Origin of the sequence: Bacillus sp. M6-12 (genome assembly GCF_002860285.1) — a bacterium.
Taxonomy (GTDB): Bacteria; Bacillota; Bacilli; order Bacillales; family DSM-1321; genus Peribacillus.
Genome location: NZ_PGVF01000016.1, coordinates 192,112 through 212,803 on the forward strand (window position 1 = coordinate 192,112; position 20,692 = coordinate 212,803).

At 43.1% G+C, this 20,692-nt stretch carries 17 protein-coding genes; 14 read left to right on the forward strand and 3 right to left on the reverse strand.

Annotated elements, in window-relative coordinates; genetic code table 11:
- Positions 1 to 19 precede the first annotated feature (19 nt).
- From CVD28_RS19170 to CVD28_RS19235, 13 genes are all read left to right on the forward strand, one after another.
- Entirely contained in the window at positions 20 to 1,306 is a 1,287-nt protein-coding gene (locus CVD28_RS19170) for an FAD-binding oxidoreductase (protein WP_101595510.1), read from the forward strand.
- 1 nt (position 1,307) lies between these two features.
- On the forward strand, positions 1,308 to 2,672 hold the full coding sequence (locus tag CVD28_RS19175; protein ID WP_101595293.1) for a (Fe-S)-binding protein: 1,365 nt from the start codon (positions 1,308 to 1,310) through the stop codon (positions 2,670 to 2,672).
- Positions 2,673 to 4,130 carry an FAD-linked oxidase C-terminal domain-containing protein gene (locus CVD28_RS19180; RefSeq protein WP_101595297.1) on the forward strand — a complete coding sequence of 486 codons (1,458 nt, stop codon included), beginning with the start codon at positions 2,673 to 2,675 and terminating at the stop codon, positions 4,128 to 4,130.
- 220 nt (positions 4,131 to 4,350) lie between these two features.
- The gene (locus tag CVD28_RS19185) at positions 4,351 to 6,531 is read left to right on the forward strand and encodes a malate synthase G (RefSeq protein WP_101595301.1); all 2,181 of its coding nucleotides are present in this window, start codon (positions 4,351 to 4,353) and stop codon (positions 6,529 to 6,531) included.
- Positions 6,532 to 6,608: 77 nt separating this feature from the next.
- A complete protein-coding gene (locus tag CVD28_RS19190; RefSeq protein WP_101595304.1) occupies positions 6,609 to 7,391 on the forward strand; it encodes a fumarylacetoacetate hydrolase family protein in 783 nt (260 codons plus the stop codon).
- Between the two features lie 83 nt (positions 7,392 to 7,474).
- Complete coding sequence (locus CVD28_RS19195) at positions 7,475 to 8,251, forward strand: IclR family transcriptional regulator (protein ID WP_101595308.1); 777 nt, start codon at positions 7,475 to 7,477, stop codon at positions 8,249 to 8,251.
- 232 nt (positions 8,252 to 8,483) lie between these two features.
- Positions 8,484 to 10,277 (forward strand): L-lactate permease, encoded by a 1,794-nt coding sequence (locus tag CVD28_RS19200; protein WP_101595311.1) that lies wholly within the window; start codon positions 8,484 to 8,486, stop codon positions 10,275 to 10,277.
- A gap of 94 nt (positions 10,278 to 10,371) precedes the next feature.
- Positions 10,372 to 11,139 (forward strand): hydroxypyruvate isomerase family protein, encoded by a 768-nt coding sequence (locus CVD28_RS19205; protein WP_101595315.1) that lies wholly within the window; start codon positions 10,372 to 10,374, stop codon positions 11,137 to 11,139.
- A gap of 14 nt (positions 11,140 to 11,153) precedes the next feature.
- Complete coding sequence (locus CVD28_RS19210; RefSeq protein WP_101595319.1) at positions 11,154 to 12,047, forward strand: NAD(P)-dependent oxidoreductase; 894 nt, start codon at positions 11,154 to 11,156, stop codon at positions 12,045 to 12,047.
- Positions 12,048 to 12,363: 316 nt separating this feature from the next.
- Positions 12,364 to 13,383 carry an ABC transporter ATP-binding protein gene (locus tag CVD28_RS19220; RefSeq protein WP_308315106.1) on the forward strand — a complete coding sequence of 340 codons (1,020 nt, stop codon included), beginning with the start codon at positions 12,364 to 12,366 and terminating at the stop codon, positions 13,381 to 13,383.
- 3 nt (positions 13,384 to 13,386) lie between these two features.
- Positions 13,387 to 14,127, forward strand: a complete 741-nt coding sequence (locus CVD28_RS19225; protein WP_101595330.1) for an ABC transporter permease — start codon at positions 13,387 to 13,389, stop codon at positions 14,125 to 14,127.
- A gap of 9 nt (positions 14,128 to 14,136) precedes the next feature.
- The gene (locus CVD28_RS19230) at positions 14,137 to 15,264 is read left to right on the forward strand and encodes a sensor histidine kinase (protein ID WP_257985925.1); all 1,128 of its coding nucleotides are present in this window, start codon (positions 14,137 to 14,139) and stop codon (positions 15,262 to 15,264) included.
- Positions 15,261 to 15,866 carry a response regulator transcription factor gene (locus tag CVD28_RS19235; protein WP_101595336.1) on the forward strand — a complete coding sequence of 202 codons (606 nt, stop codon included), beginning with the start codon at positions 15,261 to 15,263 and terminating at the stop codon, positions 15,864 to 15,866. Before CVD28_RS19230 ends, CVD28_RS19235 begins: the two co-directional genes overlap by 4 nt.
- Positions 15,867 to 16,173: 307 nt before the next feature.
- Here CVD28_RS19235 and CVD28_RS19240 read toward each other — a convergent pair whose 3' ends face one another.
- From CVD28_RS19240 to CVD28_RS19250, 3 genes are all read right to left on the reverse strand, one after another.
- A complete protein-coding gene (locus CVD28_RS19240) occupies positions 16,174 to 17,169 on the reverse strand; it encodes an LLM class flavin-dependent oxidoreductase (RefSeq protein WP_101595338.1) in 996 nt (331 codons plus the stop codon).
- Positions 17,170 to 17,529: 360 nt separating this feature from the next.
- Complete coding sequence (locus CVD28_RS19245) at positions 17,530 to 18,180, reverse strand: response regulator transcription factor (RefSeq protein ID WP_101595341.1); 651 nt, start codon at positions 18,178 to 18,180, stop codon at positions 17,530 to 17,532.
- Positions 18,181 to 18,183: 3 nt separating this feature from the next.
- The gene (locus tag CVD28_RS19250) at positions 18,184 to 19,380 is read right to left on the reverse strand and encodes a sensor histidine kinase (protein ID WP_180954227.1); all 1,197 of its coding nucleotides are present in this window, start codon (positions 19,378 to 19,380) and stop codon (positions 18,184 to 18,186) included.
- 178 nt (positions 19,381 to 19,558) lie between these two features.
- On the opposite strand from CVD28_RS19250, the gene CVD28_RS19255 reads away from it, so the two are divergent.
- The gene (locus CVD28_RS19255) at positions 19,559 to 20,689 is read left to right on the forward strand and encodes an alpha/beta fold hydrolase (protein ID WP_180954228.1); all 1,131 of its coding nucleotides are present in this window, start codon (positions 19,559 to 19,561) and stop codon (positions 20,687 to 20,689) included.
- Positions 20,690 to 20,692: the final 3 nt, after the last annotated feature.

Here is a 20,692-nt window from a genome sequence, read left to right on the forward strand (position 1 = left end):
ACTAAGCATAAAAGCTACTATGCCCGAAGAACAAATCCACTCAGGTGAAACTCAGCTCCATCCTCTTGGAAATAATGGCAGGGTAACAGTTTATCCGAAAACAGAAGAAGAAATAGCCAATGTGTTAAAGTATGCCAACGATGCTGGAGAAAAAATTACAATAATGGCTGGGGGCACAAAAAGGGGATATGGCGGGCTGACTGAAACCGCTGACATTTTGCTGTCTTTAGCAAACTACAAGGGAATTGTAGAACATACAGTTGGAGATATGACTGTGACAGTCAAGGCGGGAACCCCTTTTAAGGAGCTTTCAGCTTATCTGGCTGAGCACAACCAAAAGATTTCACTTGATCCTGTATGGCCGGAGAATGCAACGATTGGCGGCATTATTGCCGCGAATGACAGTGGACCGAAACGTCTAGGTTATGGTTCGGCAAGGGATGTGGTGATCGGACTTCGAATGGTCTATCCAGATGGAAAGATCATCCGCGCAGGGGGAAGAACGGTAAAGAACGTAGCCGGCTATGACATGAATAAACTGTTTATCGGCTCAATGGGAACCCTTGGAGTGATTTCTGAAGTCACTCTGAAGCTCCGGCCGCTGGCGAAGTATGAAAGCCTCATCTTATTAACCTTTCCAGAAACAAATCCGGAGCCTGTACGTTCTTTTGCGATTAGCCTCCTGGATTCAACTCTTGAGCCTGTTGCCCTGGAATTGCTAAACCCTTCATTATCAAAGCAATTAACCGGAAAAGATGGCTATACACTGGCGATATCCTTTGAAGATGTTGCGAGCTCTGTCCATTATCAAGAGGAATATATTAAGAAGAATAAGCCTGCCCAAACAGAACTAACCATTCTTCAGCAGCAGGAAGCCCAGTCGTTCTGGGAGCGCTTTTATAAAATTGGTCCGAACGGTGCAGAAACGGCAGCGGACAATGAAACGGCAGCTGCATTAAAAATTGGTGCTGTTAATTTGGATGTTCTTAAAGTTATCCAGGAATCCAATATGCTGAAGGATTCACATAATCTTGCGGTCGAAGCGCATGGCGGACTGGGACATGGTTTGTGTCAGGTCAATCTGAAAGGAGCAAGTGATAATGTTGTTTCTGCCATCCAGCAGCTTCGGAATTCCGTAGTCCAGCTGGGAGGATATGCGGTAGTAAGGCATTTACCATTTGAACTGCGCCAAAAAGTCGATGTTTGGGGCGATAAGCCGTCACACTTCTTTTTAATGCAAGGCATCAAAACGAAAATAGACCCAAACGGCGTGCTAAACGAAAAACGGTTTGTGGGAGGGATATAAAGTGAGTGTAAAAGAAGCTGATTTAAAAGCAGATCCTTCATGTGCAACCACCACGAATAGCCTTAGCAACTACCTATGGAAGGATGCTCCAGATGAAAACAAATGGGCGGATTGCGTCCACTGCGGAATGTGTCTGGAATCGTGCCCTACATACGAAATAACCGGGCAGGAACAGCATTCGCCGCGAGGTCGGGTACATTTAATTAAATCTGTCGCGGAGGGGAAGCTTCAGGTTAATGAACATTTTATGGATCCGGTATTTGCCTGTCTTGATTGCCGTGCTTGTACAACTGCCTGTCCAGCGGATGTTGATGTAGGCGGACTAATTGAAGAAGCACGGGGTCAAATCCGTCAAGCGATGCCATTAACAGGTATGAAGGGAACAGTAAGCAAAATTTTCCTTCAGGGACTTTTCCCGCACCAGGACCGCCTGAATACTATGGGAAGCCTGCTGAGATTTTATCAAAAAAGCGGAATGCAAAAAGTGGTCCGCAAGACTGGACTTATCAATATTATGCCTCAGCACCTGGCTGATATGGAAGCAATCATGCCGGAAGTAGGGCGACCGGTGCGCAAGAAATACAAAAATGAAAATGTCATCAAAGCGAAAGGCGAAACTAAAAATGAAGTTGCTTTTATGACTGGCTGTGTAATGGATGTTATGTTCAGTGATATTAACGAAGCAACCATTAATGTATTAACGCGGAATGGAAATGACGTTACGATTCCAAAAAACCAGACATGCTGTGGAGCATTGCATGTGCATGCAGGTGACCGTGAGACAGGAAGAAAGCTGGCCAAGCAAAATATTGAAGCCTTTAAAGACTCCGATACAATTGTTGTAAACGCAGCAGGCTGTGGCTGCATGATGAAGGAGTATGCCGAATTGTTCCGTGAAGAGCCTGAATGGCATGAAAAAGCTAAGGAGTTTGCCGCGAAGGTAGAGGATATTTCAAAGTATCTGCATGAAACGGGCTATGAAAAACCGAAAGCAGAATTAAATACACGAATTACCTACCATGATGCATGCCACTTGGCACATGGACAAGGTGTTAGGCAGCAGCCTCGTGATATTCTCCTTGACATCCCAGGCGTAGAAATGGTGCATATGCCAAATTCTGACCGCTGCTGCGGAAGTGCCGGGATTTACAATATTACCAATCCTGAAATGGCGGGAGAAGTGCTCGAAAATAAAATGCAGAATGTGCCTGATGATGTGGAAATGATCTCCATGGGGAATCCTGGCTGCATGCTGCAAATGGCAATGGGAGTAAAGAAATACGGTAGAAACCAAAAGGTTGTGCATACAGTCCAGCTGCTTGACTGGGCTTATCAAAAAGAAGACAACAACAAAGGGGGCAATTAAATGGCTCTCAAAATTAAAACAAATGACAAACATATTCAGGCATTAGCAGATATTGTTGGCAGCCCCCGTTCGATCCTTTACCAAAAGGAAGACCTGATAGCTTATGATTGTGATGGCTTTACGCTGCATAAGCATTTGCCAAAGGCCGTTGTTTTTCCGAAGGACACACAGGAAGTTTCCCGGCTTGTGAAATATTGTTCCGACAACGATCTTCCTTTTCTTGCACGTGGAGCAGGAACCGGCCTTAGCGGCGGTGCCATTCCCGTAAATGGAGAAATTATTATCAGTTTGGTTAAAATGAAGCGTCTATTAAGTGTTGATTTAGAAAATAGGCGTGCTGTTGTAGAACCTGGTTTTGTAAACCTTAAACTGACAAATTCAATCTCTGATAAAGGATATTATTATGCCCCGGACCCATCAAGCCAATATTGCTGTACCATCGGCGGCAATGTAGCTGAAAATGCAGGCGGTGCCCACTGTTTAAAATACGGTGTAACCACGAACCATATTCTCGGGCTTGAAGTGGTATTGCCAAATGGCGATATTATCGATATTGGCCAAAACGGGATTCCTGATGCCCCTGGATACGATCTGCTTGGTTTATTGACTGGATCGGAAGGAACACTAGGCATTGTTACGAAAATAACGGTCCGTATCCTGAAGAATCCGGAAGCGAAGCAAACGGTGCTCGCCTATTTTGATAGTGTAATCGATGGAAGCCAGGCAGTATCTGATATTATTTCAGCCGGCATCGTTCCAGCAGCCCTTGAGATGATGGACAAAACAGCAATTGAAGGTGTTGAAGCAGCTGCCTTTCCTGTAGGCCATCCAAGGGATATTGAGGCAGTGCTCCTTATAGAAGTAGATGGGATTTCAGCTGGAATCGATGAGCAAATAGATCAGATCCTTGAAGTTTGCAAAAATAGAAATGTCCGTGAAGTAAGAGCTGCTAAAGATGAACAGGAACGCGCCAGATGGTGGGCCAACCGCAAAACTGGATTTGGGGCGATGGGAGCTATCTCTGCTGATTATTTGGTGCAGGATGGTGTTATCCCAAGAAGCAAGCTGCCTGAAGTGCTAAGCAGAATCAACAAAATCAGTGAAGAATCAGGGCTGCGGATTGCGAACATTTTCCATGCAGGCGACGGGAATCTTCACCCGCTTGTTCTGTTCGATGCGAGGATACCAGGACAGTCTGAAAAAGCGCTTGAAGCTGGAAGTGCATGCTTGCAGGTTTGTGCTGATGTAGGCGGAACAATAACCGGTGAACATGGTGTTGGTATAGAGAAAAGAGAAGAAATGCGCTTTGTGTTTAATGACGATGAAATTATCGCACAAACAAATATTCGCGATGTCTTTAATAATAAGAATCTATTAAACGCTGGAAAACTGTTCCCCTCACCTGGACGCTGCGTCGAAATCAAGAAAGAAATGAAGGCTGCTGCGGCAGCACAGTAGAAATACCGGCGTTTTGGGGGGCGAACGTGGTACAAAGCATGGCGGGTTTATATTAATCCGCCATGCTTTGATAAAAGCGCTTCCTCTTTTCTGCATAAATTTTAAGAATATTATTGATATTGTTTAAATTCTCATGATATATTTTTTATACAAAATAAAAAACAGTGTTTTGTAATAACGAACAAAATGAGACGGCCGACATTTAAGGAGGAAACACGTGATGACTGACTATGTAAAAGTAGGGAAACTTCAAGTTGCACAAGTTCTTTTCAATTTTATTAACTCGGAAGCGCTTCCTGGAAGCGGATTGGGAAGAGACGAATTTTGGGATGGATTTGAAGCTCTTGTTAATGATCTGACACCAAAAAACAAGGAACTTTTGGCTCGCCGTGACGAGATTCAGAATAAGATTAATGAATGGCATCGCGAACATAAGGATGGCTATGATTTTACAGATTATAAGGCCTTCTTGGAGGATCTTGGCTATCTGGAGCCTGAGGCCGAGGATTACAAGATTACTACTGAAGGAGTAGATGCAGAAATTGCAATTCAGGCAGGGCCGCAATTGGTGGTCCCGGTCAATAACGCAAGATATGCAATCAACGCTGCCAACGCTCGCTGGGGAAGCCTTTACGATGCCCTTTATGGGACGGATGCAATCAGTGAGGAAGACGGAGCAGAACGTGGCAGCAGCTACAATCCAGTGCGCGGAGAAAAAGTCATCGCATTTGCGAAGGAGTTCCTTGACCAGGCTGCTCCCCTGAACGGAGCATCCCATAAGGACGCTACAGGTTATGCCATTATTGATGGAAAACTTTCCGTTCCTTTAAGCAACGGTGAAACTGCAAGTCTGGCCGAGGAAGAGAAGCTTGCAGGTTATCAGGGACATGCTGAAAACCCTGATGCTGTATTATTGAAAAATAACGGTCTTCATTTTGAAATCCAGATCGACCGAAGCCATGCCATCGGCAAAACAGACGCTGCGGGAGTTAAAGACGTCCTTTTGGAAGCGGCAGTAACGACGATCATGGACTGTGAGGACTCCGTTACAGCGGTTGATGCAGAGGATAAAGTTCTAGTTTACCGCAATTGGCTTGGCCTCATGAAGGGTGATTTGGCTGCTACTTTTAAAAAGGGCAGCAAGTCTATGACTAGAACGCTTAACCCTGACCGTACCTATACCTCTCCGTCAGACCAGGAGTTCACACTTCGCGGGCGTTCACTCATGTTCGTTCGTAATGTAGGGCATTTAATGTCCATTAATGCAATTTTGGATGGAGAAGGACAGGAGATTCAAGAAGGAATTCTTGACACAGTAGTAACATCACTTCTTGGGAAGCATACTTTGCTTGGAACCGGAAAATATCAAAATACTTCTAAAAACTCCATTTATATCGTTAAACCGAAGATGCATGGCTCCAGAGAGGTTGCTTTCGCCAATGAACTGTTTGACCGTACTGAAGACCTGCTTGGCCTTGAGCGGAATACGCTTAAGATCGGTGTAATGGATGAAGAGCGCCGCACAAGCTTAAATTTAAAAGCATCCATCCGTGAAGTTAAAGATCGCGTTGTCTTTATAAATACTGGGTTCCTGGACAGAACGGGAGACGAAATGCATACTTCCATGGAAGCAGGCCCGATGATCCGTAAAAATGACATGAAAGCAACAGCTTGGCTGACCGGCTATGAAAAATCTAATGTAAATACCGGACTTTCTGTCGGCTTCCAGGGACGCGCCCAAATTGGTAAAGGTATGTGGGCAATGCCAGATTTAATGGCGGAAATGATGAAGCAGAAAATTGGCCATCTGAAGGCAGGAGCCAATACAGCATGGGTGCCATCACCAACTGCTGCCACATTGCATGCTCTTCACTACCATCAGATTGATGTTACAGAAGTTCAAAATGAATTGCTAAATGACATTAAGGATTTACGGGATGATATCCTGCAAATTCCTGTTGCAGCTAATCCGGAATGGACTAAGGAAGAGATTCAGGAAGAACTGGATAACAACGCCCAGGGTATTCTTGGTTATGTTGTTCGCTGGGTAGAGCAGGGAGTCGGATGCTCAAAGGTTCCTGACTTCTACAATGTCGGCTTAATGGAAGACCGTGCAACACTAAGGATTTCCAGCCAGCATATGGCTAACTGGCTTCATCACGGAATTGTTACAAAAGAACAGGTATTGGAAACTATGAAGCGGATGGCAAAGGTTGTAGATAAACAAAACGCTGGAGATTCAGCTTACCTTCCAATGGCCGTAGATTATGATAACTCCGTAGCTTTCCAGGCTGCCTGTGATCTTGTTTTCCTTGGCTATGATCAGCCAAATGGCTACACAGAGCCTATTTTGCACCGCCGCCGTTTAGAGGCGAAAGCAAAGTTTGCGGTAAAACAATAATTTTGAAAACATCAAGGGGCATTCTAAGCAATTAGAATGCCCTGAAATATCATAATAAATGAAAAGAGGTTTTTGTGATGAAATTCACCAGATTTTTAGCTGATGCTGCCGTCCATACAGGTGTTTTTGAAACAAACGATGTTATAAGGGAAATTAACGGTGATATTTATGGAGAGTGGGAATATACAGGCAAGACATTTAGCCCTTTAGAAGTAAAGCTATTGGCACCGCTAGAACCGAACCAAATTATTGGAATTGGAGCGAACTATGTTTCCAAAGTTGCAGACCTTCCGGAACAGCTCCCTGAAATTCCGGTATTTTTCTTCAAGCCCGTATCATCGGTAATCGGACCTGAAGATGAAATAGTCATCCCGAATGGAACTGAACAGGTTAAGTTCGAATCGGAGCTGGCGATCGTTATTGGGAAAGAAGCAAAAAATGTACCAGAGTCTGATGTGCTGGATTATGTTTTTGGTTATACAGTCGGAAATGATGTAACTGCACCGCACTTTTTCCATCAGGATGGCCACTGGACAATCGGCAAATCTTTTGATACGTTTACACCACTTGGCCCTGTAATTGAAACGGAACTGGATCCATTCAAAGTAAGGGTTGAAGCAAGGCTTAACGGTGCAGAAAAACAAAACAGCGCCACAGAGTTAATGATTATTCCAATTCGCAGAATGATTTCATATCTGACAAGCGTAATGACACTTAAACCAGGGGATATCATATTAACAGGAAGCCCTGTTGGAGCAGAGCTTGTAGGTTCCGGAGATGTAATCGAATGCAGTATAAGAGAAATTGGAGTCCTTCGCAACACGTTTACAGCAGTTAAGGAGAACGCTCCCGCACATTAAATTGCGCTACTAATGAAATTGACATGATTAGTTTATTAGCTCCGGTCTATTAAGCCGGAGCCTTTCTGATAGAGGTGAGCATAGTGGAAAGAGAGAACATGGTAAAGTCCGTGAGCCGTGCCTTGGATATTATTACAATCGTAAGCCTGAAAAAAGGCGGAGCAGGCGTTACGGAGATAGCCAATCAAATAGATATAAATAAAAGTTCGGTTTACCGAATTCTTTCGACACTTGTTCAATATGGTTATATTGAACAGGATGAAGAAACAGGAAGGTATAAGCTTGGATATAAATTTTTGGAAATCAGCTCGAAGCTTCTGGATTCTATTGACTTGCGGGCTGAAGCGAAGCCATATTTGCAGGAGCTGGAAAATGACACGAACGAGGTTATCCACCTGGTTGTTTACGATCAGGGAGAAGTCGTTTACATTGAGAAGCTTGAAGGAAATGAAACGCTTCGGATGCACTCCAAGGTTGGGAAACGCGCCCCTATGCACTGTACTTCCGTTGGAAAAGCAATCCTTGCCTATTTGCCAGCCAACATTGTTCTGGATATCCTCGAGCGTAAAGGTATGCCTCTGCATACAGACAAAACAATTACAGATAAAGATGCATTTCTTCATGAGTTAAACTCGGTAAGGCAAAAAGGCTTTGCGCTGGATTTGGAGGAGAATGAATATGGGATCACATGTATCGCGGTTCCAATTTTTGACCATCTTGGGAAGGCAATAGCTGCGGTCAGTATTTCCGGCCCGACCATGCGCATGAATGAAGAACGATTGAAGCAGCTTCAGGAAAAAATGCTCCATGTAGGAAACCAAATTTCTAGAAGACTGGGATATGAAAGCAAAATAAGTTGAAAAAAGTTGTACCCGATATCTTTAGTAAAGGTATATCGGACAACTTTTTTTGTTTTTTACTATTTTTAAATTTTCAAAATATTATTGAAATTAATTGAAAACTTTGTATAATTGGTATTAGAATTACATCATGTTATATAACATGATTCCTATAGTTATATAACAACGTTTCTCTTTCCGCAACATTAAAAAACAATGTTTGTTATTATGAAACGCAAGGGGGAGATGTATTATGAGTACGGGGATTTTGGCCTTTTTATCTCTTTTACCAATTCTTGTAGTCGGAATCTTTTTAGTTGGACTCAGATGGCCCGCAAGTAAAGCAATGCCGATTTCTTATCTGGTTGCAGTCGGTCTTGCGCTGTTTGTCTGGAAAGTGCCAGGAGCAAATGTGGCGGCTGCTTCAATCAACGGCCTGGTAGTAGCAGGAACGCTATTGTACATTATTTTTGGAGCTATTTTGCTGCTTAATACGCTTCAGGAAAGCGGCGGATTAAAAACTATTCGTCAGGGATTCACGGATATAACGACGGATCGGCGGATTCAGGTTATCATTATTGCCTGGCTATTTGGCTCATTTATTGAAGGAGCATCCGGATTCGGGACACCTGCAGCAGTAGCTGTGCCATTGCTTGTGGGATTAGGTTTTCCTGCTATGGCGGCCGTTATTGCCGGTATGGTAATTCAAAGTACCCCTGTTTCGTTTGGTGCTGTTGGAACACCAATGCTTGTTGGGGTCCAAACAGGTTTATCGGCTGATCCCAGCATAACTGATAATTTTTTGGCCTTGGTCACTGGCATTGGAGGCCAGGTAGCAATTCTTCATATGATTGCCGGTACACTTGTCCCGCTCTTTGTTGTTGCCTTAATGACTAGGTTCTTTGGGAAAAACAAAACTTTTACTGAAGGGATTAAGGTATGGAAATTCGCATTGTTCGCAGCTTTTTCCATGACGATTCCTTATGTTATAGTTGCCAATGTGCTTGGACCTGAATTTCCATCAATGATTGGCGGCTTAGTTGGTTTGGCAATTGTCGTTTTTGCAGCTAAAAAAGGGTTCCTCATGCCTTCTGAACAAGATGCATGGGATTTTGAAGAAAAGTCAAAATGGGATCCGGAATGGCTTGGAAATCTGGAAATTAAAGAGGTTTCTCATAAAAGCGGTAACATGAGCATGGTCCGTGCATGGGCTCCTTACATTTTGGTAGGTGCATTTTTAGTATTATCAAGATTGAAAACGCTTCCTATAATGACTTGGCTTCAGTCATGGACAGTTAAATTTGAAAATATTTTCGATTCAGGGATCACATCAAGTTTCCAGCCGTTATACTTACCAGGTACAATTTTTATACTTGTCACAATTATTACCTTCTTCTTGCATGGTATGAGTGGAAGCGCATACAAAAAAGCTTGGGCTGAATCTGGCAAAACAACACTCGCGGCTTCAACAGCACTTGTTTTTACTGTTCCTATGGTTCAGGTTTTCGCAAATACAGGCGGAGGTGCAGCAGGCTTTGATAAAATGCCTATAGAATTAGCAAATGGAGCTGCAGCATTAGCAGGAGAATTTTGGCCTTTCTTCGCTACATTTATTGGGGGAATCGGGGCTTTCATCGCGGGAAGCAATACGGTTAGTAATATGATGTTTGCTCTGTTTCAATATGATGTTGGTTCGCAAATTGGCGTTGATGCTACATGGATCGTTGCCCTGCAGGCAGTAGGAGGGGCAGCTGGTAATATGATATGCGTTCATAACGTGGTAGCAGCTTCTGCAGTTGTTGGCCTTGTTGGTAAAGAAGGAGCAGTTATCCGAAAAACACTCTTTCCATTCGCATATTACGCGCTATTATCCGGAGCAGTCGGTTATTCTATTGTATGGTATTCTCAAAAAGGGATCTTTAATCTAGGTTCAATAGTTGCAGTATTAATTGCTTTTGCTGCCATTTACATCATCGCTACAAATAACAAGCGGGCAAGTCTTTTGGTTGCTAATAATCCACAGGTTGATATAAAAGCAGCGAAATAAATTCTTGATATTTAAAACCTGAAAACTAAAAAATCAGGCCAATGTGTCCATGAACACATTGGTTTGATTTTTTTTACTGAAAAAGGAGGCTTCCATGAACCAGTATTCTGTCAACCTATCAACCATATTTACGGAAGTACCGTTTTTGGAACGGTTTAAAAAGGCAAAAGAAGCTGGCTTTTTATTTGCAGAGTGCCAATTTCCGTATACTTTTTCAATGGAAGATATTCAACAAAAGCTTGAGGATAATCAGGTTGCTTTGGCCTTAATTAATCTGCCGCCGGGAAATTGGGAACAGGGCGAGCGGGGATTGGCTGTTTTACCAGACAAAATTCAGGAATTTAAAGATTCTGTGGAAGAAGGAATCCGCTACGCCACCGCTTTAAAAGTCCCTAATATCCACTGTATGGCAGGAATTCTTTCTGAGGAAGCGGATAAAAAAGAAGCAAGAGAAATATATTTAGAGAATCTTACATATGCTGCTTCCTTAATGGCTAAGCAAAATCTATCGCTATTAATTGAGCCGATAAACTCTTTTGATATGCCCGGATATTTTTTATCCGACATTGAAGAGGCAAATAGTATCCTGTCAGAAGTGAATATGCCTAATGTGAAACTGCAGTTTGATTTCTACCATATTGAAAGAATTCATGGTAATCTGCTTGCAAACTTCAAGCGGTATAAAGATGTAATTGGCCATGTGCAGATAGCTGACTCACCGGGACGCCATCAGCCAGGCACAGGGAGTATTGATTATCAAAGGGTATTTGAATTTTTAAAAGAAGTGGAATACAAGGGTTTAATAGGCTTGGAGTATACTCCAAAGGGAAACAGCGAAAATAGCTTTGAGTGGCTTACATAAGGGGGATTATGTTTATGAATATCGGATTTATCGGGACAGGTGTTATGGGAGGAAGGATGGTCAAACGGCTGCTGGAGGCCGGACATGAGGTTGCTGTATATAACCGTTCCCCGGAAAAAGCAGAACCGTTAATTGGGCTTGGGGCATTAAGGTGCGAAACGGTTGCTTCACTTGCAGGGAGTGTCGACGTCATTTGTACCTGCCTATCTATGCCGAATGATGCCCTCGCTGTTTATCAGGGTCCTGATGGAATTCTTGAAAATGCAAAGGCATCAGCTATTTGCATCGATTTTACAACAGTTGGCGCAGATACGAGCAGAACCCTTTTTCAAAAAGCTGGAGAAAAAGGCATCAGCTATCTTGATGCACCGGTAAGCGGAGGACCTGAAGGAGCAGAACAGGGCACCTTAACAATAATGGTGGGGGGAGAGGAGCGGGTTTATGAAGTTGTTTTGCCAATGCTGAAGATCCTTGGTACAACCGTTCAATATTTAGGAGCTTCAGGTGCAGGTACGATTGCCAAATTGATCAATCAGTATCTGGTTGCTGTCCATTCTGTTGCAGCATCTGAAGCTATGGTAGCCGGAGCAGCGCACGGTCTGGATTCAGAGCAGCTATATAAACTTCTGTCCGTAAGTTATGGCGATAGCAGAATACTACGAAGGCATATGGACAATTTTGTTCTGGATCGCCAATTTGAGCCAGGAGGGGCAGTAAAATACGTACATAAGGATGTCGCGCTCGCGAACACATTATTTGAACAAACAGGGATGACCAGGTTTTCAGGAAGGTTTGCAGAGCAATCTTTTGCAAGAGCAATAGAACAGGGCTTGGCTGATAAAGATATGTCAGCGGTTATCCAGCCCTTAGAAAAGGAAAGTAATATTGAAGTTAAAAAGAGAATATAGGAACAAAGCTCTCATCAGCATATAGGGATGAGAGCTTTTTTGTTTGTTTCACTGGATAAGAAAGCATAACTTTTTGAAATAAGTACATATGTCTAGCTTCAGTCCCCAGCCCCCCAAGTGTTGTAACCAAGTGCCGTTACAACCTTGGTCATAAGCCAAACCTTCGGAAGGCCAAAAGCTCCTTCTGTCAGCGCTTATTTTATGCTTGTCGGAGGCCCACACGATGTGGGTCAGGACGGCGTTGCCACAGAACGTGGCGATCTTAGCCGTTCTTCCTCTGACCAGGGCGCTTGTGCTTTTCTAATAAAGGTGACAAATGTCATCCGCTTCTAGTGACATTATCAACTACTGGTTATTGCACCGCTTCACTAAAATGGAATTATCAAGAATAAATGGAGTGGATGTACAGATGTCTTATGCAATTGAATTTAATGGTGTGGAGAAAGCTTTTGGATCATTTAAGGCCTTAAACGGGCTAAATTTAAAAATAAATGAAGGGCAGGTAACTTCGCTGCTTGGCCCAAACGGGGCAGGAAAGACGACGGCAGTGTCATTGATGCTTCACCTATTAAAGCCCACTTCGGGGGAAATAAAAGTGCTGGGCATGGAGCCGAAGCATCCTGAACTGCGGCAAAAGGTAGGTGCTTTGCTGCAGGAGACAAAGCCGGCTGACGGCTTGAAGGTGGGGGAAATACTTCAGTTATTCCGCAGCTATTACCGCGATCCGCTTTCTTATGAAACGCTTTTGGATCTTTCCGGCTTGCATAGGGAGGCTAACCGTAAAGCAGCTTCCTTATCAGGCGGGCAGCGAAGAAGGCTTGCATTCGCTCAAAGCATGGCAGGTAATCCAAGCTTGCTTTTATTGGATGAACCAACAACTGGAATGGATGTAGAAGCCAGAATTCGTTTCTGGGAAGTGATCCGAGCACTTGCATCTGATAGAAAAACCATCGTCCTAACGACGCATCATTTAGAGGAAGCTGACTCTGTATCTGATCAAATTGCTGTTATTTCTGAAGGCAGGCTGCTGGCTGAGGGAACTTCAGATTCCCTGAAATCAGGATTTACTACACGGTTTATTTCATTCCGTGCAGATAACCCGCCTAAGACATCTGAACTGCAATCCTTGCCGGGTGTGGAACGGGTGGAGCAAAAGAGCGGCTATATTATTCTCCATTCAAAAGAAACGGATGCCTTGCTCACATTTATCATGAATGCAGGATGGGGAATCAGCAATATTCAGGTTTCATCTGCTACTCTGGAAGACGCGTTCCGCAGCCTGACTGCTCCTGTTGAAAATAAGGCTCCCGCCATTCAAAAAAGGAAAGAGGTATAAGGTATGAAGATGTTTTATGCGCAATGGAAGGCGGAGACGCTCAGAATTATTAGAAGTCCCTTTTTTATGATTTTTTCAATCGTGATGCCTATAACTTTTTATTTTCTTTTTGCGAGCCTGAATGGACCCGAATTGAAGATAGGCGGTACTACATGGGGTGTATATTCTTTAATGTCGATGACTGCTTTCAGTTTGATTGGGACTGCAGTATCACAATTCGGAATTCGGCTGGCATATGAGCGGAAGGAGGGATGGATCAGGCAGCTGCAGCTCACTCCGCTGCCAATGGCAACATGGCTTTCCGCAAAATTGGCTTCTCAATTACTGATTCATCTTTGCATCATCCTGCTGCTTTTTCCTGTTGCCGCCTTTGTATATGGCTTGGAATTATCGTTCAGCAAGTGGTTTTTATGCGGATTATGGCTGCTGGCTGGAAGCGTGCCGTTCCTGGCAATCGGCGCCCTTGTCGGAACAATGAAGAATGCTGATGCAGCAACGGCAATTTCCAATGTGCTGCTGATGGGAATGGCTGTCGCCGGCGGTTTATGGATGCCGCTTGAAACATTGCCAGGCTGGCTGCAGAAGGCAGCCGAATGGCTTCCTTCTTACCATTATGCAAAAGGTGCATGGGACACTCTGGCCGGCCAAACCATTTCAATGGAAAATATTGCTTTTCTTATATCGTGCACTGTTTTCTTTATGGTATTATCAAGCTATATTTTGAAGAAACGGGAAGCGATATAATTGAAAACTGTGTTTCATAAACTATTCCCTGAGCGAGAGGGCATGCTCCCATATTTTTACCTTGCTAATATTGCAATACCTATCATATTCATGCTGCAGGAGCCGGCGACATCAAAACTTTATCTCGGTCTGTCATTGATCGGGGTTCTGCTCGTTTTATTCAGGCAGTCTTACTGGGATGCCGGCCGCACTAATATTTATATCGGGTTGATGTTTGGGATCACGCTTTTTCTTGGATTCACTTATCATCCAATGTATTTGTATATGGTGTTTATTTTTTTAAATCTGATGAATCGCCTTCCAGCCAGAACACTTTATCTGTTCTGCGGAGGTTTTGCAGCCGGGAGCATTTTAATCGTTATTACTTCGGGGATTTTTACCAGATTTGATTATCTTCTAAGCATATTGCCCCCGTTAATCGGCGGCACAATTCTGCCATTTATCGTAAAAGCTTCCGTGGGGTATAAGGAAATGTCCCACCGGCTGCAGGCCGCAAACGAAACGATTGAGGTGCTTGCCCAGCAAGCAGAGCGGCAGCGGATTGCCCAGGAGCTGCATGATACGCTTGGGCATACACTATCGTTAATTTCTTTAAAAAGCGAGCTTATTGAAAGGATTGCAAACCGCAATCCACAGCGTGTGGAAGCTGAAGCGCGCGAGATACACAATACCGCTCGTTCAGCTCTAAAACAAATGAGGGCTCTAGTATCTGATATGAATGCGATGAAGCTGGAAGAGGAAGTTTCCCACGCCAAAACGTTAGCAGCTGCAGCAGGAATACAGCTGGAAATCAAATGGGCTGAAGTGCCTGAATTGACAAACCTGCAGGAAAAAATAATGGCCATGAGCTTCCGTGAATGCATGACCAACGTTGTCAGGCATAGCCGGGCCAGCCGCTGTGAAGTTATTTTAAAAAACATGGATGCAGCTCTAAGCTTAAGTGTAAAGGATAATGGAGAGGGATTTGACCCATTGCTTCTAACAGGAAATCATGGGAACGGGATCAGCGGCATCAAAGAGCGGCTGCAGCTTGTGGAAGGCAGGCTAGTAATTGAATCCAGCCCTGGAAAAGGAGCGGTCTTTACCTTTGAAATTCCAAAAGTAATCAGACAAAATCTTGAGGGAGATGCAGTATGATTCGAATAGTACTTGGGGAAGACCAGCAAATGCTGCTGGGAGCACTTGCAGCCCTGCTTGAACTGGAGGGGGATATGGAAGTAGTTGCACAAGGCAAGGATGGAGCTGAAGCATTGGAGCTGGTTAGGGTCCATCAGCCTGATATTCTAATAGCGGATATTGAAATGCCGGTCATGAGTGGATTGGATGTCGCTGAAAGCTTGAAGCAGTCTGGTAATCCATGTAAAGTGATTATTTTAACTACTTTTGCGAGATCAGGGTATTTTCAGCGGGCAATTGCCGCAGGCATTCCAGGTTATTTACTGAAGGATACCCCAAGCCATGAGCTGGCTGATGCGGTTCGCCGGGTACATGAAGGCAAGCGGGTTATCTCCCCTGAGCTGTCATTGGTAATGTTCGAGGAAAAAAATCCCCTGACCGAGCGCGAAATGGAAGTATTGGGGCTGGCTGCGGCCGGACAGACAACAAAGGAAATCTCGAAAACACTTTTCCTATCATATGGCACGGTCCGGAATTACATGTCAGAGATCATCAGCAAACTGGGAGCAACGAACCGTATGGAAGCTGTGAACCAGGCCCGTTCAAAAGGGTGGATTAAATAGTATACTGTATGTGCGCCCGAAACTGTTATGGATTTTTGATAACAGTTTCTTATTTTTACTATCCTAAACGCTTGGTCTGCGGGCAGAAAATCGTACTTGTCATATAAACTTGTAAAAAATAAGAGTAATATTTTCCACTTGGTTAATTTAGATGCTGTGAAAGGGGGAGATCCCCCGAATCGCGATAATTTATTTATCCAAAATTCGAAATAATTTTGCCGAATCTAAATTAATTTCGCCAACATGGCAATTAATTCGGCCGTTTTTCATTTTATTCGGCCAAACTGCCAAGGAGGTCACATTTTCCTTAGTCCAGTAAGGCTTGTGCCAGTAACTTGTAGGAATGCATTTTTGCTTCATAATCAAAAATGTTTGTAATCACCATAAATTCATCAGTCCGGTAGATTTCGCTTAACAGACGGAGCTCTTCGTTCACTTTATCGGGAGTTCCAATAATTGTTCTTTTTCTGTTTTGTTTAATTATTTCCCGGTCATCTATTCCTAGAACTGTTTTTTTTGCATCACTAATAGATGGAATGGTTGTATCCGTACCCTTGCCTGTGTTTAAGAGCCATATGTCCTGGCTTAATGCGAGCTCTTCAGCCTCTCTTTCGGTCTCCGCGCAGACTACAAAAATGCAGACATTCATTCTAGGCTGGAAAAGGTGTGAAGAATTCTGAAAGCTTGAGAAATACTCTTCTGTTGCCCTTTGTCCGCTGGAAGGGTTAATGAAATGCCCAAAGGTGAAGGCGATCCCGTTCTCAGCAGCAACCCGCGCACCGCGATGTGAAATGCCGAGAAGCCAAATTTCCGGAGTGCTATCTGATATTGGAGTTGCCTTGACATCAGAATATGGGTGGTTTTCAGGCAGGGTGTCAGTTAGATAACCTTTTAAATCCTGAAGCTGGCGAGGAAATTCATTCAAGCTTTTCCTTAAGCTGTCTGTAAGCGCAAGACGGGTTGAGGCAGATCCACCAGGAGAACGGCCTATGCCCAAGTCAATCCTGTTTGGAAATAATGCCTCCAGCGTCTTAAAGTTTTCAGCTACTTTAAAAGGGCTATACTGCGGCAGCAATACGCCCCCAGAGCCTACACGGATTTTACTGGTCTGGGATGCGATATGTGAAATCAGCACTTCAGGTGAAGTGCTGGCCAATCCATTTGTATTATGATGTTCGGCTGCCCAGAAGCGCGTATAGCCAAGTTCCTCTGTTAATTTTGCCAAGTTTAATGTGTTCTTTAACGCGGTTCTTGCATCGGAACCCCGGGAAATTGGTGATTGATCGAGAACGCTCAGCTGCATAGGGGATTCTCCTTCCATCCTTTTCGGTCTGTTTAGATGTTATTTTACACGAACACTGCTCAAGCTGAAAAGCAAAGGAAAAATGCATTTGTGGTTTTCCCTCATAGTTAATCCAAAAACTAAAATTAGACCGGATTTGCTTATTTATCAGTGAAAAAAATTAATTCCGTGAAAACCAGGATAATTCCGTGAGAATAAAATTAATTCCGCGAAAACCAGGATAATTCCATGAATATTAGTGTTACAGTAATGCCCAGACCATTCCGATAAGAAACTGCAACTAATAAAAATACCAAATTGTCTGAAACAAAATAAAAGCTTCAAAAATTTAATGGGAGGCATTCATACAGTTATATGCAGTTAAACTAAATCTTCTTTTTTGGCCTTATTTACCGCATGCAGCCGGTCGTTGACATCCAGCTTGTGATAGATGCTTGAAATATAGTTTTTTACAGTGCCCTCTGATAAGTTCAGCTTTTCGGCAATCAGTTTATTGGAAAGCCCCATTGCAAGGTTCTTTAGGACTTGCTCCTCCCTGACAGTCAGGCTGTATCTGGAAGCAGGGGAAGAAACAATTTTTTCAGTGGGATTGTTTAACTGCTGGATGAGCTGCTTTGCAATATCATTTGGAAGCAAAGTCCCGCCTCTATGTATCAATTTTATTCCGGCAATCAGATCATTAGGGTGTATAGCTTTAAGGAGATATCCTTCTGCTCCTATAGTCAAGGTTTCCAGGACGTGATCAATTTCCTGAAATGTTGTTAAGATGATAATCCGTACATGGGGCCATCGCTGCTTGATGAGCCTGGTAGCCTCAATTCCATTCATTTCTGGCATTTGGATATCCATTAGAATGACATCGGGCAGTTCTTTTTCACAAAGTTCGATTGCCTGCTTCCCATTCCGAGCTAGAGCTATCACATTTAATTGTGTATCAGTATTTAAAACAAATGCGAGACTTTCCCGGATTAATTCCTGGTCGTCTGCAAGCATTAACTTAATTGTACTCATTGCTTACACATTCCTCCTTACCGGAACAGTGCAAATCAAGGAAAACTGCCCAGTACTGTTATTGGTTATTTCCAATCTGCCCTGCAGCTGTTCGAGCCGGTCCTTCATAGCATTTAATCCAAAACCTAAATCGCCAGCAATAAATGTATGTCCGTTATTTTCAATAACTAATTCGATTGAATCTGTTCTAAAAGTAAGAAATGCTTTTATTTCGGTTGCATGTCCGTGCCGTTTTGCATTTGTTATCGCTTCTTGCATGCATCTGATAAAAGTTAACTTTGTTTGCTGGGATACAGGGCACTCTTCACCGAAGCATTGAAACTGAATGAAAGTTCCTGTATGTGCTGCAAACTCAAGCGCGATTTGTTCAAGCTGACTGGACAGCGGCATATCTTCCTCCGAGGGAGCAATGCTATGGATGCTTTTGCGGATTTCATCCAGCCCTTTTCTGGATAGTTCGGCAAGGCCCTCTACCTTTGTTTTAGCCATTTCAGGCTCAAGCTCAAGCATATACCTGATGGCATCAAGCCCGACTGTAATCGATGTAAAATGGTGCCCAATGGAATCATGCAGTTCTTTTGCGAGCCTGTTTCGTTCTTCAAGCAGTGTGAGCTGTTCAACTTTAACAGCATATTGCTCAAGAATTTTGTTTTGCTCCTGGATAAAATTGCTTTGGGCTGTGTTCTCTTCAAGAAGCTGTTCTCTTTTTATATGAGAACGGACGATTACATTCAGACAAGCTCCAAATGCAAAAAAGACAAACACATCAATGTATTGAACTATAAAAATAGTAAAACTCTCCGCTGACCAATACCTCGCCCCGGGAAGGATAAGCAGGAAAACCGGGAATGTCCATGCCGAGGTTTGCCTGGACGCCAAATAACCAATCATGAATGCCGGCAGCAGAAGGAAGACGCTTCCAAAGTTTAAGGTAAGAAATATATTTGTGTAAACCGTAAAAAAGCCGGTTACTGCAAGTTCGGATAGAGCATACAGCTGGCGGTTGATATAGCCGGGACGCCAGAAAAGATTAGGAACTACAAAAGAGGCTGTTACCAGCAGTGCAAAAAAACTAAAAGGCAAGCCTTCCAAATCAGCCTGGTTAACAAAATAATAAACAACTCCGATAATATACCAGCTGGCCCTCAGCGAAAAAATAAACCAATCGATCCACAGCCAGCTTCTCTTTTCTGTGTTCATCCAAGGCACCTCTATCATTCCAGTAATCTACAACCCTAATTTTACTAAAATCAGGCATGCAGTAATAGATGATGATCATAAAAATATTTCTTACTTATATGACCTGCTTCACTGTTATGGTATGACTGAATTTCAGTATTCTTTAATCAGAAATGAAAGACTGGGAGAGATGGTTGGTATGAGCCAAAAAAATAGAAAATCACGGGGGAAAATAACCATGCTGACAATGGGAATAATATTAATCTTATTATCACTCTTTGTGTTGACTTTGCTTGGGTTCCGCGGGTATAAGCAGCATAAAATTTCAGCACAGGCTGAAACTTTTATAAAAAATGGCGGTATTAGCCAGATTGAAAAATTAAGCATAGGGGGAGTTAAACATTATTTGCTTATTGAAGGCCAGGACAAAAATAATCCTGTCTGTGTGTTCCTTCATGGAGGGCCGGGGTCTCCTATGCCATTTGGTGCCAGTTCCCGCTCTATGTTCCCTGAAATCACTAAGTCCTGTACTGCCGTATATTATGATCAAAGAGGCGCTGGGAAAAGCTATCACAAAGGAATTGAAAAGGAAACGATGAATATAGAACAATTTATTTCTGATGCGAATGAAATAGTGGATTATATAAGGCATGAATTACATCAGGATAAGGTCTTTATTGTCGGCAATTCATTTGGGAGTATTATAGGAGCTGAATTGGCCAGCAGATACCCAGAAAAAATCCATGCTTATATAGGATTTGCACAGGTGACCGATTTCATGGAAAATCAAAAGCTTGCAGCCCAATGGCTTAATAAGGAGGCTGATAAAAAACACGACACAAAGATGAAATCAGCTCTTCAGAATTTGGGTGAGGGGCCGTACTCAGTAAAAGAAGCAGATCAATTAGGCGATTTTCTGGATAAGTATTCAGCTCATAACTATTCAGATGAAACTGTAAAAAAAGCCAATATTTTCCACTTATCAAAAGGTATTTTTCTTTCCCCAGACTACTCATTGGCAGATATATATATAACATTGGTTCCAGCCGCTAACTTTAGCTATTTTAAAAGTGAAGCTTTAAAGGAGGAACTAAATAAAACCAATCTGTTTAAATCAGTCCCTAAGATAGAGGTGCCGGTTTATTTTATTCAGGGTAAACATGACAAAGCAACAAACTATTTGCTTGCGAAACAGTATTACGATAAGCTAATTGCCCCAAAAGGAAAAGAATTTATAGTATTGGAGAATTCCGCCCATTATTCGAATAAAGAAGACTTTCGATTGTTTGAAAAAACCCTGACCAGGATAGTGAAAACTGTCTCCCGGTAATTT

What these genes read in the sequence shown, in the direction of transcription:
- CVD28_RS19170 (WP_101595510.1), top strand. Translation starts at nt 20, where the DNA reads ATGCCCGAAGAACAAATCCACTCAGGTGAAACTCAGCTCCATCCTCTT.
- CVD28_RS19180 (WP_101595297.1), top strand. Translation starts at nt 2,673, where the DNA reads ATGGCTCTCAAAATTAAAACAAATGACAAACATATTCAGGCATTAGCA.
- CVD28_RS19185 (WP_101595301.1), top strand. Translation starts at nt 4,351, where the DNA reads ATGACTGACTATGTAAAAGTAGGGAAACTTCAAGTTGCACAAGTTCTT.
- CVD28_RS19190 (WP_101595304.1), top strand. Translation starts at nt 6,609, where the DNA reads ATGAAATTCACCAGATTTTTAGCTGATGCTGCCGTCCATACAGGTGTT.
- CVD28_RS19200 (WP_101595311.1), top strand. Translation starts at nt 8,484, where the DNA reads ATGAGTACGGGGATTTTGGCCTTTTTATCTCTTTTACCAATTCTTGTA.
- CVD28_RS19205 (WP_101595315.1), top strand. Translation starts at nt 10,372, where the DNA reads ATGAACCAGTATTCTGTCAACCTATCAACCATATTTACGGAAGTACCG.
- CVD28_RS19210 (WP_101595319.1), top strand. Translation starts at nt 11,154, where the DNA reads ATGAATATCGGATTTATCGGGACAGGTGTTATGGGAGGAAGGATGGTC.
- CVD28_RS19220 (WP_308315106.1), top strand. Translation starts at nt 12,364, where the DNA reads ATGTCATCCGCTTCTAGTGACATTATCAACTACTGGTTATTGCACCGC.
- CVD28_RS19225 (WP_101595330.1), top strand. Translation starts at nt 13,387, where the DNA reads ATGAAGATGTTTTATGCGCAATGGAAGGCGGAGACGCTCAGAATTATT.
- CVD28_RS19235 (WP_101595336.1), top strand. Translation starts at nt 15,261, where the DNA reads ATGATTCGAATAGTACTTGGGGAAGACCAGCAAATGCTGCTGGGAGCA.
- CVD28_RS19240 (WP_101595338.1), bottom strand. Translation starts at nt 17,169, where the DNA reads ATGCAGCTGAGCGTTCTCGATCAATCACCAATTTCCCGGGGTTCCGAT.
- CVD28_RS19245 (WP_101595341.1), bottom strand. Translation starts at nt 18,180, where the DNA reads ATGAGTACAATTAAGTTAATGCTTGCAGACGACCAGGAATTAATCCGG.
- CVD28_RS19250 (WP_180954227.1), bottom strand. Translation starts at nt 19,380, where the DNA reads ATGAACACAGAAAAGAGAAGCTGGCTGTGGATCGATTGGTTTATTTTT.
- CVD28_RS19255 (WP_180954228.1), top strand. Translation starts at nt 19,559, where the DNA reads ATGAGCCAAAAAAATAGAAAATCACGGGGGAAAATAACCATGCTGACA.